The 14,924-nt window shown below is 76.1% G+C and carries 7 protein-coding genes and 1 pseudogene; all 8 read left to right on the plus strand.

The window, feature by feature from the left end:
• Nucleotides 1-8 precede the first annotated feature (8 nt).
• Nucleotides 9-3,023 carry a hypothetical protein gene (locus tag QMQ26_RS28240; protein ID WP_282203168.1) on the plus strand — a complete coding sequence of 1,005 codons (3,015 nt, stop codon included), beginning with the start codon at nt 9-11 and terminating at the stop codon, nt 3,021-3,023.
• Nucleotides 3,023-3,271 carry a hypothetical protein gene (locus tag QMQ26_RS28245; protein ID WP_282203169.1) on the plus strand — a complete coding sequence of 83 codons (249 nt, stop codon included), beginning with the start codon at nt 3,023-3,025 and terminating at the stop codon, nt 3,269-3,271. The genes QMQ26_RS28240 and QMQ26_RS28245 overlap by 1 nt, the downstream gene beginning before the upstream one ends.
• A gap of 165 nt (nt 3,272-3,436) precedes the next feature.
• On the plus strand, nt 3,437-6,352 hold the full coding sequence (locus QMQ26_RS28250; protein WP_282203170.1) for an AfsR/SARP family transcriptional regulator: 2,916 nt from the start codon (nt 3,437-3,439) through the stop codon (nt 6,350-6,352).
• 320 nt (nt 6,353-6,672) lie between these two features.
• Nucleotides 6,673-7,290: a WXG100 family type VII secretion target gene (locus tag QMQ26_RS28255; protein WP_282203171.1), complete on the plus strand. Its 618-nt coding sequence runs from the start codon at nt 6,673-6,675 to the stop codon at nt 7,288-7,290.
• 99 nt (nt 7,291-7,389) lie between these two features.
• Nucleotides 7,390-7,701 (plus strand): annotated as a pseudogene (locus tag QMQ26_RS38765) (WXG100-like domain-containing protein); the annotation flags it as partial.
• Between the two features lie 1,408 nt (nt 7,702-9,109).
• A complete protein-coding gene (locus QMQ26_RS28260) occupies nt 9,110-9,265 on the plus strand; it encodes a hypothetical protein (protein ID WP_282203172.1) in 156 nt (51 codons plus the stop codon).
• A gap of 16 nt (nt 9,266-9,281) precedes the next feature.
• Complete coding sequence (locus QMQ26_RS28265; protein WP_282203173.1) at nt 9,282-10,118, plus strand: WXG100 family type VII secretion target; 837 nt, start codon at nt 9,282-9,284, stop codon at nt 10,116-10,118.
• A gap of 6 nt (nt 10,119-10,124) precedes the next feature.
• On the plus strand, nt 10,125-14,744 hold the full coding sequence (locus QMQ26_RS28270) for a WXG100-like domain-containing protein (RefSeq protein ID WP_282203174.1): 4,620 nt from the start codon (nt 10,125-10,127) through the stop codon (nt 14,742-14,744).
• Nucleotides 14,745-14,924: the final 180 nt, after the last annotated feature.

Genomic DNA, 14,924 nt, shown 5'->3' on the forward strand with positions numbered 1-14,924 from the left:
CCTCGTACGTGGTGCACAGCCTGAGCGGCGCGGACAAGGTGCGCGCCACGGTGGAGGACGCCGTCCGCTCGAAGTACGGCGAGCCGTCGGAGGAGGTGCGCCAGCAGCTCGGGGCGGCCTTCGACCGGGTCGCGCTCAAGACCCAGCTGTCCCAGCTGACCCGTGGCGGGAAGCTCACCGAGACGGTCTCCGGCACCACCTGGAAGGCCGAGGTCACCGTCACTGCCCGTACGGGGGACTCGAGTTACCACTCCTCGACGTCCAAGTACGAGTTCGAGTCCGGCACCCGCACCTCCAGCGGGCAGGGCAACCTGCGGGACCGCCGCAACCGCCTGGACGGCGGCGGCATGTTCAAGGCGAAGACCCCGGTGCTGGACGTCGCGGGCGGCTACACCTACCGGGTGGACCGCACGTACGGCCGCAACACGGAGACCGTCGGCTCGACCTCGAACCGCGGCAAGCACGTCGAGCCCGCCGTGCTGTTCGACGTGAACGCCGCGTACGACGTCAAGGTCGAGTTCAAGCGGCTGGGCGTCTCCGACGGCTCGGTCACCCACCGGGTCGACACGGTGGCCCGGGTGGCGGTGCCGGAGCGCGACGCCGTCCCGGTGTCCGGGGCGGTCGAGCGGACCACCGCGAAGCAGCCCAGGGGCTTCGTGGAGGGCCGCCGGCTGGACTCCTCGGCCATCGTCACCGACGTGCACGCCCTGTCGGAGCGGGCCCCCCGGAAGGGCAAGGACGGCAAGGAGGAGCAGCGGCCGAGCCTGGGCGAGTCGATCCGGGCCCAGGTGGAGTCCGGCTGGAAGCCCGGGCGGGGCGGCGCGCGGCCGTCCGGGCCGGGCGCGACGGAGCGCAACCCGTTCGGCAGCGACTGGACGGGCATCAGCCGGAAGCTGGACGAGGAACTCACCCCGGACCGGCTGCAGTCCCGGCTGAAGGGCATGACCGCCGGTGACGAGATCGTGGTGCGGCACGGCCGGACCACCGTCCGGGTCGGCGCCGTGCTGCGCGACCGGATGGAGCACCTCGGCGACTCCGGCACCACCGAGTTCAACGCCGGCACCGACGTGCAGCGCACCTTCGCGCACACCGACGGCACCGGCACCGCCCACAACGGCACCGTCGGGCTGACCGGCGCGGCCCCGGTGGGCCACGGGGTGGTCTCGGTGACGGCCGGCCTGACCGGCAGCGGCGGGCGCGGCCACGACCACGGCGACGTCCGGACCGGCTCGACCTCGGCGGGCATGGCCACCAAGGCCAAGCTGCCCGGCAGCGCCTACCGGGGCGAGGCGGAGCTCCAGTTCACCATCACCCGCAAGCCGTGGGTGGGCCCCTCGGTCCACCAGCGGCGCACCGCGACGGTCGGCTTCGAGACCATCGTGGAGAGCGGCGAGACCGTGCCCGTGAAGCCGGTCGCGGACCCGAAGGCCGAGGCCGCCGCGAAGGCCGCCGAGGCGCCGCCGGCCGCCGTCCCGGCGAAGGCGCCGGAGGCGGTCAAGGTCCCCGTCCCGCCGGAGCGGGTCTGGGACACCGGGCTGCGCGACACCGACGTGCTGCGCTGGCTCGGCGACGTCGGCGGCGTCCAGGACCTGGTGCGGCTGCGCGGCCCGGAGTACTTCGGGAAGTCGGCCTGGCAGGACATGGCGCCCGTGGTCGGCACCGTCACCACGCACAGCCACCTGTCCGCGCTGTTCGGCACCGCCAGCCAGGGCGGGGAGATCGCCGCGACCGTCCCGACCAAGCGGGTCGCGCTCGGCGGCGGCAAGGGCGTCGAGGTCGGCGTCAAGGTGGTCTCGCTCGAACACCGCGACAACGACAACGCGGTGGAGCTCAGCCCCGCCAACACGACCGCGTCCGGCACCGTCCACTCCGAGCTGTCCTCGAAGTACGCGGGCGTCCAGGGCCAGGTCGGCGCCAAGATCACCGGCGACGTCACGCACAACCCGGCGCTCACCGGCGGGGCCCAGCGGCTGTGGCGCGAGGGCGGCAGCCAGGGTGACTCCGGCCAGACCGTCTCGAACGGCAAGTTCGGCTCCCCGGCGGCCCGGTACCAGGGGTACGCCGAGGTCGAGGTGACGTTCTTCGACAACGACCGCAAGCCGGTCACCGAGAAGGGCGTGGTGCCCTTCACCGTGGACATCCCGCTCTCCGAGACCGGTAACTCCGACGTCCCCGGCGACCAGTACCTCGCGTTCACCGGCGACCGGCGCGGCGGCGAACCGCGCTTCACCGCGGGCGGCCGCCCGTTCGACGAGGTGCTCGGCGAGGTGCACGGAGCGGTGGACGGCGGCGGCCGGCCGTACGACCACGCCACCAGCACGCACGCCCAGCGCGAGCAGCTGGCCGGCACCGCCCGGCTCGGACGGGCCGTCTACGGGCGGGAGTTCACCGCGGGCACCGCGAAGGGCCTGCCCCACGTCCGAGCCACCCACCGGCTGGTCGAACTCTCCGGCGGCAGCTCCGAGTCCGCCGCCCGCCTGCTCGGCACCCTGCTCGGCACCCCCGCCGGGGAACCGCTGCCGGTCACCGAGGTGCGCAAGGTGCTCGACCACGTCGAACGGCGCAGCACCGAAGGGCCGTTCACCCTCGACGACCTGGTCACCGGCGCCGAGCAGGGCTGGTCCGCCGAACAGCCGTACGACGTCCACCGCGAGACGTGGACCGACCACGGCCCGGCCAACGGGCTGCTCACCGCCGCGATGGCGACGGCCGCCGACGCGTTCGTCCCGCTGCTCGGCAACGGACGGCGAACGGCGCGGCGGCGAACGGCGCGGCGCCGGGCGGCGGCGGGGTGCTGCACCTCACCGTCAGCGGCGAGGGCGCCGAACTGCCGATGCACCGGCAGTTCCCGCTCCGGGACGGCAGCGACCCGGCGGAGCAGATCCGGGACCTGGAGGCGTCCACCTACCTCAAGCCGGGCACCTCGCCCCGGGAGGTCACCGTCCGACTGTCCGGCCCGTCCGAGAACGGCCAGGACTGGGACTACCGGGTCACCACCCGCTCCGACCGCAGCCGCGAGCTGATGCTGCGCCACCGCAGGCCCGAGGAGGAGCCGGTGGTGGAGCAGTCGGAGGCCCCGCAGCAGGAGCAGGCGCCGCAGCAGGAGCAGGCGGACGTGCCGGTGAAGGCGGACGTGCCGGTGAAGGCGTCGGAGCAGGCGGACGGGCAGGGCGGCGGCGGCAGCTCCCGGGCCGACGCCGTCGCGGCCCGCGTCGCGGCGCTGCGCGCGTTCGTCGGGGGCCTGGGGACGCCGCCGGAGGTGTCCGCCTGACCGCACCGCGAGGAGACGGCCGCCGGACCCGGACCCGAGCCCCGGCCCGGGTCCGGCGGCCGTTCCGGCCCGCCGGGCCGCCGTTTCGGCAGGCCCGGTGGCATGCACCGGATAACGACCGGATAGCCTCCCTGACCGGACAAGGCACCACGGTGGGGGTACACGGTGAAATTCCGGCTGCTCGGGGCGGTTGCCGCAGACGGCGCCGAGGGCGAGCTGCGGCTCGGACCGGAGAAGCGGCGCAGCCTGCTCGCGCTCCTGCTGCTGCGCCGCAACCGCGCGGTGTCCGTCGCCCAGCTCACCGAGGCACTCTGGGTCGACGAACCGCCCGCCAACGCCCGCACCGTCGTGCAGAGCCACGTCTCCCGGCTGCGCGCCCTGCTCGCCGAGGCCGGAGCCGACCGGCACGGCGTCCGGCTCACCACCGCGGGCGACGCCTACACCCTGCGCCTGCCCGAAGGGCTGCTCGACGTCGAGCAGTTCGACGCCCTGGTGGCCGCCGCCCGCACCGAGCGGCGCTCCACCGAGGTGGTCGGCGCCCTCGAACACGCCCTCGGCCTGTGGCGCGGCCCCGCCCTCACCGGCACCGTCCCCAGCACCCCGCTGGAAGCCTGGCGGCAGACCCTGGAGGAGAACCGGCTCGCCGCCGTCGAGAGCCTCGCCGACCACCTCCAGCGGCTCGGCGAGCCCGCCCGCGCCGCCGAACTGCTGCGCGCCGAGACGGTCGCCCACCCGCTGCGCGAGTCCCTGGTCTCCGCGCTGATGCTCGCCCTGTTCCGGGCCGGCCGGCAGTCCGACGCCATCACCTGGTACCACCGCACCCGGGACTCCCTCGCCGACCGCCTCGGCGTCGACCCCGGCCGGGCCCTGAACGCCGCGTACGAGCGCATCCTGCGCGGCGAGGGCGCGCCCGGCGACCCGGACGCCGGGTCGGGCACCGGTCCGGGCACCGGGTCGAACGCCGGGTCGGGCGCCGCCGCTGTGGACACCGGGTCGGGCGCCGCCGCTGTGGACACCGGGTCTGCCTCCGCGTCCGGGACCGCCCCCGCCGGTGCGCCGGGCGTCCCCGGGTCGCGCACCCCGGCGCGGTCGGCCGCCCCCGTGCTCACGCTCGCCGCGCCCGTCGGGGCCGCCGACCGGGCCGCCGCGCTGCCCGCCGTCGACCTGCTGCCCCGCCCGCCGCGCGGCTTCTACGGCCGCTCCGCCGAACTCGCCGCCCTCGGTGACGCGCTGCGCCCCGGGCCGGACGGCGCGATCGCCCTGGTCACCGGCCCCGCCGGGGTCGGCAAGACCGCGCTCGCGCTGGACTGGGCGCACCGGCACGGCCACCGCTTCCCCGACGGGGTGCTGTTCGCCGACCTCGGCGGGTTCAGCGACCGTCCCGACCGCGAACTCGGCGACGTGCTGGCCGAGTTCCTCGCCGCCCTCGGCACCGCCCACGAGGACCTGCCGCCCACCCTGGCCGGCCGCGCCGCCCTCTACCGGCGCGCCACCGCCGACCGCCGGCTGCTGGTGGTGGTCGACAACGCCCGCGAGTCCGAGCAGGTCCGCCCGCTGCTCCCGGCCGGCACCGACTCCGCCGCCCTGGTCACCAGCCGGCACCGGATGCTCGGCCTGGTCGCCTCCGAACTCGCCCGCCCCGTCCCGCTGTCCGTGCTGCGCCCCGAGGAGTCCGCGGCCCTGCTGGCCCGGGTGCTCGGCCCGTCCCGGATCGCCGCCGAACCCGAGGCCGCCCGCGAACTCGCCGACCTGTGCGACGGGTTGCCGCTCGCGCTGCGGATCGCCGCCGCCAAGGCCGCCGCCGACCCGCGCCGGGGCCTGGCCGCCGTCACCGAGCAACTGCGCCACGAGCAGCGCCGGTTGAGCCACCTGGCGGCCGAGGAGATCAGCGTCACCAGCGCCCTGCGGATCTCCTGCGAACAGCTCCCGCCCACCGCCGCCCGGCTGTTCCGCACCCTGGGCCTGCACCCCGGCCCGATGGTCGACCCCTACGCCGCCGCCGCCCTCGCCGACCTCGAACACCCGGACGCCGCCCAGGCGTTGGAACAGCTCGCGGCCACCCACCTGATCACCGAGACCGGCGCCGAGCAGTACACCCTGCACGACCTGGTCTGGCTGTACGCCCGCCAACTCGCCGCCGAGACCGACCGCGCCGAGCAGCGCACCGCCCGGGCCCGGCTCGCCGACCAGTACCTGTACACCGGCCTGGCCGCCGCGCAGTGCGCCGAACCCGGCAGCAAGCCCTGCTGCGAACCGCCCGCCGCCAGCCACCGCCCGCGCGCCGTACCCGAGTTCACCGCCGTCGAGGACGCCCTGCACTGGCTCGGCGCGCACCGCGAGACGCTCGCCGAGGTGATCGCCACCGCCGGCCCCGAACGCGCCTGGCGGCTGGTGCTCACCCAGTGGCCGCTGATCCTGCGCCGGGTCCGCGACGGCTGGGTGCCGCAGCTCCAACTCGCCCTGGAGGCCACCGTGGAGACCGGCCACCTGGACGGCGAGAGCCAGGTCCGGGCGCTGCTCGGCTGGGTCCTGGTCTCCAACCGCCGCCTGCACGAGGCCGCCGCCTGCCTCACCCCCGCCGCCGAACTCGCCGCCCGGGCCGGCAACCAGGTCGGCCGGGCGATCGCGCTGATCAACCTGGCCGCCGTCCACTCCGAACTCGCCGACCACGCCGCCGCCGGAGCCGGACTCGCCCAGGCCCTGGAGATCGCGCTGGCCGTCGACCACCCGCACACCGTCGCCCTCGCCCTCCAGCACCTCGCCCGCCACCACCTGGACGCCGGACGCCCCCGCCCCGCCCTCGACCACGCCCTGCACGGCATCTCGCTGAGCACCGGCGAACGGCCCGGCCCGCGCCGCGTCCTGCTGCACACCGCCGCCGGCGAGGCACTCTCCGCCCTCGGCCGCCACCCCGAGGCCCGGGCCCGGCTCGGCGCCGCCCTCACCGAGGCCGAACAGGTCGGCCACGACGAGGCCACCGCCGAGGTCCTGCGCGCCCTCGCCCGCGCCGAGGACGCCGCCGGACACGCCCACGCCGCCACCGCCCACCGCCGCCGGGCCGACCTGCTGTCGCCCGTCTGACCGGCCGTCAGCCACCGCCGTCCGCGGTGTGTTCCGGGACGCGTTCCGGGGCGTGCTCCGGGGCGTGTTCCGCGTCACGTCCGGCCGTGGCAGCGGAACGTTAACCAGGCGCAGCCGAAAGGCAAACGCCCCCCGGCAGGATGGCGGCACGGCAGTGCGGACCCGCCCGGCCGGCCCCAGGCGCGCGCACGGCTCCGGACCCACCCCGCCCCGCCCCCGGACCGGCCCCGGCACCCTTCGCCCGCCGGAACGGACCGCGCCGACCCGCAGCGGCGCGCGGTCCGCGGACACGGGAGACCTGGAGACCCTGGAGGGGCGCGGTGGCGGGCGAGACGGTGCAGATCGACCTCGACGAGGTGCAGGCGGCGGCCACGGCCATCGCCGGACTGCTCGACGAACTGAACGGGCCGGTGAACCAGCTGGAGGCCAAGGTCAAGCAGGTCCAGGACGCGGTGTACGGCACCGACCTGCTCGGCAAGGCCCTGGTCGGCGACAGCTCCGCCGTCGGCGGCCTCGGCACCCACCAGACCCAGGTCCTGGAGGGCATCAAGGCGTTCCTGCAGAACGCCGCCGCCGTCGCCGCCAACCTCCGGACCATGGCCGCCCGGCACCAGAGCATCGACGAGGAGCACGCCGCCGACCTGCGCCGGATCACCACCACCGGCGGCGACGGCGGTACGGGGAGCGGCGGTACGGGGAGCGGCGGGGGCGCGGGCGGGACGGTGACGCTCCCCGTCACCGCGCCGCTGTCCGCGCCGGTGTCCGTGCCGCCGTCCGCACCGGTGCCTGCCGCCGTACCCGAGCCCGCGCCCGCCCCCGCGCCCGAGACCGGCATCGGGTACCACGACCCGACCGCGCCCGACCTCGACTACAACAAGCCCGTCCCGCACCCCGAGGTCCACTCGGGCGGCGGAGGCGGCCAGCGCAACTACATCTGACACCCCGTCTCCGTCTCTGTCATCCGGCCCTGCCGCGCCCCGCTCCGCGCCCGCCGCCTCCCCGACCGTCCCCGACCGTCCCCGAGAGAGCCGCCCGCCATGATCCAGCTGCCCGCCGAACTCGCCGACGTGCTCAAGACCGTCCAGAGCAACGAGAACGGCAAGGACGTCTTCTTCCCCGACGGCAACGAGGACCTGCTCGCGGACCTCGCCGCCTCCTGGGACCGGTGGAACGAGGCCGCCGACGGCCACGTGCAGGCGATCGTCCAGGCCGCCCAGCGGGCGATGGCCAGCATGTCCGGGCCGGCCGCCGACAGCTTCGCGCAGTACCTGCGGAAGTTCGCCTCCGGAGCCGGTTCGCACGTCGCCACCACCCTCCAGGCCGGGCAGGCGATCGCCCAGACCCTGCACGGCGCGGCCCAGGCGGTGACCGGCACCAAGAACGAGATGATCCGCGAACTCCAGTACGCCAAGGAGTACATGGCGGCCCATCCGGCGGGCAAGAAGAGCGACATCGCCCAGTCCGAGGGCGTCAAGCAGGCCGCCGCCGTCTACCACCAGTACATCGGGCAGGTCGGCAACGGCGTCGACACCATGCTCCGCCAGAGCGCCGGCCACATCGCCGAGATGACCGGCATGGCCAAGACCTGCGCCCTGAACGGCAGCGGCGGCGGCCCCGGGACGGGCGGCCCCGGCGGGAGCGGCGGCCCCGGCACCGGGCTGGACGGGATCACCCCGCCGCCCGGCGGCGACGGCGCGGGCGGGGCGGGCGGCTCGGGCAGCGGCCCGGACGGCGGAGGCTTCGGCTCCGGGGCCGGCGGCGGCGCGGGCGGCGGCCTGGGCGGCGCGGGCGGGACGGGCAGCGGCCCCGGCGGTCTCGGGGGCTCGGGGACTCGGCGGGGGGAAGACGTCCAAGATCCAGCCGTTCACGCCGCTCACCCCCGACATCCCCGACCTCACGTCCGGCAGCGACGGCCTGCCGGTCTACTCCTCCCGTCCGCTCAGTCCCGGTGGGGGCCTGAGCCTGGCCGGACTGTCCGGGCCGGACCCGGGCGGCGCGCTCGGCGGGGGCTCCGGCTCCGGCGCGCTGTCCCCGTTCGGCGGGACCGGGTCCGGGGCGGGGGCCGGGGCGTTCGGCCTCGGCGGTGGCGGTGGCGCCCTGGCGGGTGGGACCGTCGGCGCAGCCGCCAACGGCCTCGGCGGAGCCGCCTCCGCCGTCGGCCGCGCCGGGGCCGGACTCCTCTCCGCCGCCGGGTCCGGACGTGGGGCCGGACCCGGCGGCACCGCGGGCGGCGCGCACGGCCCCGGCGGCACGGGCGGCGGCGGACGCGGCGGCGCGGGCAAGGACGGCAAGAAGGGCAACCGGTTCCTCAGCCCGACCCGCTTCGGCGCCGACTCCGAGGACGGGGAACGGCCCCAGGGCGACAGCGGCATCCTCGGCCAGGCCGCCGAGACCGACCCCCGCGACCGCAGGTGGCAACTGGCCCGCCGCCGTTGGCTCGACGACGCCCGCGCCGAAGGCGCTTTCGCCGCCCCCGAGACCGAGGCCGCCCCGGCCGAGACCCCCGTCACCCCCGCCAGCGAGAGCGACGCACTCGCCCTGCTCACCGGCGTCCTGCGCGGCACCGACGACGCCGCGGGCGACGACCCGGACGACCTCGCGGACGGCACCACGACGACCGCCGACGCCGACGCCACCAAGCGCCGGGACGCCACCACCCCGGCCGCCGACCGCGACGACGCCTACCTCGACCGCGCCCGCTCCGCCGCCGCCCGCCGCGGCCACTCCGACGCACCGGACGCACCGGACGCACCGGCGGTGCCGGACGCACCGGCCATAACGACCCCGGCCGCCACGAGCCCGACCACCGCGGCGGCCAAGCCCGCACCCATCCGGGAGGAAGGCGGCTACCAGGTCCCCAGCCCCTTCCTGCGCGCCGCGCTCACCCGCCTCGCCGTCCCGACCGCCGACTGAACCGGGAGAGGAACCCATGACCACCGACGAGCCCGCCTGGTTCACCACCCCGGCCCACACCCTCCGCCGCCACCCCGACGACACCGCCCCCGCCCAGTTCGGCCTGCCCGAGGGCGTGGAGCACGCCCGGATCGCAACGGTGCTGCCCGAGGGAGTGGAGCACGCCCGGATCGGAACGGTCCTGCCCGAGGGCGTGATCCCGGCGTACACGGCGCGGATGGTGCCGAAGGCGGGGATACCGGAAGAGTTCGGCGACGGCACGACGCCCGCCTACCGGGTCGGGGGTCTCGCCACGGCCGGGGTGCCGGCGGAGGGTGCCGGGACGGTGGACGCGGTGCTGAAGCAGGGGGCCGGAGTGCCGGCCGGTGCGGTGCTGACGCCCCGTCAGCAGACGGCCGTCCCGGCGGCGCGGGCCGGGGGCACCGGGAATGCCGGGGCGGGCTTCCGGGTGGACCCCGGGCAGTACCTGGCGGCGGTCTCGCCGCTGCTCGCGGCGTCCGAGCAGGTGGCCGCGCTGAGCAGCGCGCTGGGCGGGTACCTGCCGTCGCTGGAGGCGCAGGACCCGTGGGGGAAGGACGACTCGGGCAAGAAGTTCGCGGAGGGCGAGAAGGGCTACCTGAAGTACAGCCACGACACCCTGGCCGTCCTCAAGGAGCTCTCCGGCGACCTCAGGAACATCGCGGACGGCCTGAAGTCGATGGGCGAGAACTACCAGGACGCCGACGCGGCCATCACCTCCGGTTTCGGCGGCCAGGACCAGGGCGGCGCGCCGCTCCCCCCGCCGCCGTCCGCGCCGAGCAACCCCGTGCACGTCCCGATGACGCCGCACCTCACCCAGAGCGGAAGGCACTGACCCACGATGGCTGTCGAACTCCCGGAGCCCCTCCAGTGGGTGCTCCTGCTGCTCGCGGGCTGCCGCTGGCCGGAAGCCGACGAGGACCAGCTCCGCGACATGGCCGAGCACTGCCGCAAGACCGCCGAGGGGCTCAAGGACGCCGCGCGGGGCGCGGACACCGCGATCAAACACTCCCTGGACGGCCAACAGGGCAACGCCGCCCGGTCGCTGGGCACGTACTGGGTCAACTTCTCGGTCGGCAAGGGCACCGAGGACGATCCCGGCCGGCTCGGCGGCACGGTCAACGCGCTGAACGGCATGGGCGACATGCTGGAGCAGATGGCCAACTCGGCGGAGACCGCGAAGATCCAGATCGTCGTCCAACTCGGCATCCTGGCCTTCGAGATCGCCACCGCCGAGGCGGAGTCCGTGGTCACCGCCGGAGCCTCGATGCTCCAGGTGCCGGTGATGATCCAGACCCAGCGGCAGATCGTCATGGGCATCCTGAAGAAGCTCGCCGTCGAGATGGTCAAGATGGCGGCCAAGCAGGCCGCCCAGATGGCCGCCATCAACCTGCTCGCCCAGGGCATCGAACTCGCCGAGGGCCACCGCAAGAGCATCGACATGAAGGAGGTCGGCCAGAACGCCCTTGGCGGCGCGATCGGCGGCGCCACCGGGCACCTGCTCGGCGCGGGCATCGGCGGCATCGGCAAGAAGCTCGGCATGGAGGCCGCGTTGGGCTCCACCGTCGGCAAGATGGGCACCGGCGCGGCGGTCGGCGTCGGCGCGGACGCCCTCACCCAGCTGATCACCACCGGCGAGGTCGACGGTTCCTCCCTGCTCGGCTCCGGCCTGTCCGGCGGCGCGGGCGCCGGCCTGCACGCGGCCGGCGCCGCCGCCAGGGCCCACGGCAACGCCCCCAAGCCGGGCGAGGGCCCGCACCTCGACCTCCCCGGCCCCGCCGCCCCCGGCACCGGCGGACGCCAGGACGGCCCGCCGCCGTCCTTCGTCAAGCCCGACTCCGCCGGTGGCGGCGAGAACAGCTACCACGGCCCGGAGGGCAACGGGAGCACCGCTTCCACCGAGACGGGTTCCGGCAGCGGCAGCAACGTCGGTACCGGCAGCAGCACGGGCACCGGCAGCGGAAAGCCCGGCGGCCTCGCCCCGTTCGGCTCCGGCCGCACCGACACACCCCCGCCGTCGTACGCCGAGGCGACCGGCAGCCACACCGCCCCGCCGCCGTCCCACCACGAGGCGACGGCCGGCACGGGCAGCACCGGCAGCACGGGCAGCCACGACACGCCCGGCGGCTCGGGCCGCCATGACGTCTCCCCGCCGCCGTCGTACGTCGAGGCGACGGGTGGTGCGGGTCGTCATGACGCGCCGCCGCCGTCGCACGCCGACACGCCCGGCGGCCCGGGTCGTCACGACGTCTCCCCGCCGCCGTCGTACGTCGAGGCGACGGGTGGTGCGGGTCGTCATGACGCGCCGCCGCTGTCGCACGCCGACACGGCGGGCGGCCCGGGCGGCCACGACGCGACCAGTGGTTCCGGCCGTGCCGGTGACGTGCCCCCGCCGTCCCACGGCGGGGCGACGGGTGGGCACGACAGCCCGTCCGGCCACGAGTCGGGGGGTTCGCACGGAGCGGCCCCGTCCTCGTCCCCGTCCCAGCCGAGCGTCCGTCCGGATGTCCAGCCCGTCCACGGGGCGGACACCGCGCAGGGCGGCTCGCCGGAGCACGCGTCCCCGTCGGGCGGTCGGCAGGAGGGCGTCCTCTCGCGGGAGCCGGACGCGCCCCGGCCCGCCTCCGCGCACGCCGCCGCCTCCGCTGCCACCTCGGGCGGCGGCGTGGGCGCGGTGCCCAACCTCGCGGGGGCCGCGCACATCGATACCGGGTCCCGGTTGGCGGGTGCCGGAGCGACGGCGGTCCGGCCGGCGCAGCCGGACGCGGCGACGGGGGCGGGGTACCAGGGCCCCGACGCGGTGCCTCCGACGGGGGCCGGTGCGCAGTCCGGTCCGGCGCAGGTGCCGATGACGGGCGGCCTCGGAACCGTCCCGACGGGTGGCGGTCACACCGGTGCCGGTGGCGGCCACCAGCCGTCGCGCCCGACCGCACCCGGCCCCGTCCGTCCGGAGCCGTCCGCCCGCCCGTCCGGCCCGTCCGGTGCCACGGAACGCCCGGTCGGCGGTTCGATCCGCCCGGACGCGGGACGCCCCGACCGCCCGGAAGCCCGCACTCCCGACCACTCGCACGCCGACCACGCCGACCACGCCCCGAAGCCGGAGGCCGTCCGCCCGGGAGACGCGGACCGGCTGCGGCGGGAGCTGCCGGGCATGTCGCCGCGCGAGCGGGCCCAGGAGATCGCCAACCTCAGCCCGGAGAACCGGCGTTGGCTGGCGCGTGACCCGCGGACCGTGGACGTGCTGCGCGACGGGCTGCCGCCGCACGAGTTCGCCCGGACGGCGTCCGAGCTGATCGTGCACGTCGATCCGCGGGCCGAGCGGGCCGCGTCCGCGCGGCTGGAGGCGCAGCAGCAGGTCGCCCGGATGCTCCGGGACCCGGACACCGCCGCGCGGTTGCTCAAGAACGGCGCGGACGTGGTGATCGTGCCGAAGGACGTCCGGATGACCGACGTGCCGAGCCTGCACGAGCTGCGCACGGTGCGGAACGACTCCGACGCGGCGGCCGGCCGGGCGTACGACGACATGCGCGGTTCGGGCGGGCGGCACGCGGCCGTCACCGAGGAGAACCTGCTCGGCGAGGACACCTCGATCGGGCACGGCGGCCACTACGAGGACGGGTACTCCACCACCACCCACGAGTTCAGCCACACCCTGCACCGGCACGGCCTCGACGAGGCCGGGCAGCGGCTGATCACCGAGACCTTCCGCAGGAAGGACGCGGACCCGGACGCGGTCTGGCCGGACGGCCCGCGCCACGGCGCGAACGGGGAGAAGAACTACTCCGCCCGGGACGAGCAGGAGTACTTCGCCCAACTCACCAACGCCTACCTGGGCACCAACCACGGCACCGACCCGTACACCGGCGCGCCGCGCAACAACGGCGCGGACTGGGTGCGGCGCAACGAGCCGGAGATGCTGCCGCTGCTGGAGAAGCTGTACGGCCCGGCCCCGGACCGGCAGGGCGGGGCCAACCCGGTGCACGCCACCGCCGCCGAGAACGACATGTACGCGGGCCTGCGCGAGTTCACGGACCACGTCGAGGGCAACGGCGCCGGCACCGCCGAACCGCAGCCGCAGCCGCACCCGGACCCCGAGCCGCATCCGTACTCCGAGCCGCACCCGGACCCCGAGCCGCACCCGGACCCCGAGCCGCACCCGCACCCGGAAGCACCGGCGCGGTCGCACCCGCACCCGGACGAAGCCCCGCGCCCCCGGGCCGTCGACGGCGAGCTGCCCGCGCCGCCGCCCGAGCAGTCGAGGCCGAAGCCGACGGTCAAGCCGCTGCACGAGGCTCCCACCGCCGCCGAGTTGGCGTTCCTGCACGCCCACCCGAGCGGCGTGGCGCTGGTGATCCCGCCGACCAGGAGCGCGTTCGACCTCGGCGTGAACCGGCTGGCCGACAAGTTCCGCCGGACCCCGGACGACCCGCGGCTGGAGCTCGTCAACTCGCACCTCCCGGTGCCGTCCCCGGGCGGGAACGGCTCGGCGACGCCGGGGGCGAACGGCAAGCCGGACGTCCGGTACAGCCGCAAGGACCACGCGCTGAAGGTGCAGCAGGACCCGCTGACCTTCACGACCGTGTACAAGGAGTTCAACCCCTCGACGGTCCCCGTCCTCCGGGAGCACGTGCCGAACTCCATGGTGATGCCGGGCAACCAGGTCCTCGCGGAGGGCAGCCGGCTCGACTACCGCACCGAGAGCCACCACGCGCAGCAGGACGTCCGCCGCAACATCCTGGAACGGCAGGCGTACCAGGACGCGCGGACCACGTGGCAGCCGGTGCCCGAGGCGCAGGTCGCCGACCGGCTCTCGGGGTCGCCCTCCGCGCTGGACGGCGTGCAGCGGCTGCTCCAGGACCACGGCGGCATCGTGCTGGGCGAGAAGCACGGCGACACGGCCAGCTGGGGCTTCCTCCGCGACAACATGGCGGCGCTGAAGGCGGCGGGCGTCGAGACCCTCTACCTGGAGGCGCTGCGCGACGAGTCCGCGCAGCACCTGCTGGACGCCTACCTGCACGGCCCGGCCGACGCCCCGATGCCCCACAACCTCGACCGGATGGTCGCCGCCTACGACGACAGGTGGAACAGCGGCGACGGCTCCGTCGGGGCGAACCAGAACGGCGGCAAGCTCCGCCGGACGCTGGAGGCCGCGAAGGCGCACGGCGTCGACGTCCGGGCGGTGGACGGGTACCCGGCGTCGGCGGACACCCAGAGCTCCGACGCGGCGAAGGAGAACCGCGCCCGGACGCTCAACTCGTACATGCGGCACACCATCGACACCCACGAGCGCCCGAACAAGTACCTGCTGGTCACCGGTCTCGCCCACGCCTACGACCACCCGGTCGGCAGCGGCGCCCCGATCCACGGCGTGGCCGACATGCTGGGCGTGCCCCGGGTGAAGCTGACCGACCCGTCGGGGAACTGGCCGTCTACCGGACACCGCCCGGCGAACTCCGGCTGAGCCCGCTCAACCCGACACCGACACCGACACCGGCGACCGGACACCAGCCCGCCGCCGACCAGCCCGCGCCCGACCAGCACACCACCCAGCCCGCGGACCTGGCCGCCGCACCGCCCCCGCCGCCCCCCTCGGCGTCGCACCCGTCCCCGCCGCCGCCTCCGCCGACCGGCCCCGCGCGGT

The organism is Kitasatospora fiedleri, from assembly GCF_948472415.1.
Classification (GTDB): Bacteria; Actinomycetota; Actinomycetes; order Streptomycetales; family Streptomycetaceae; genus Kitasatospora; species Kitasatospora fiedleri.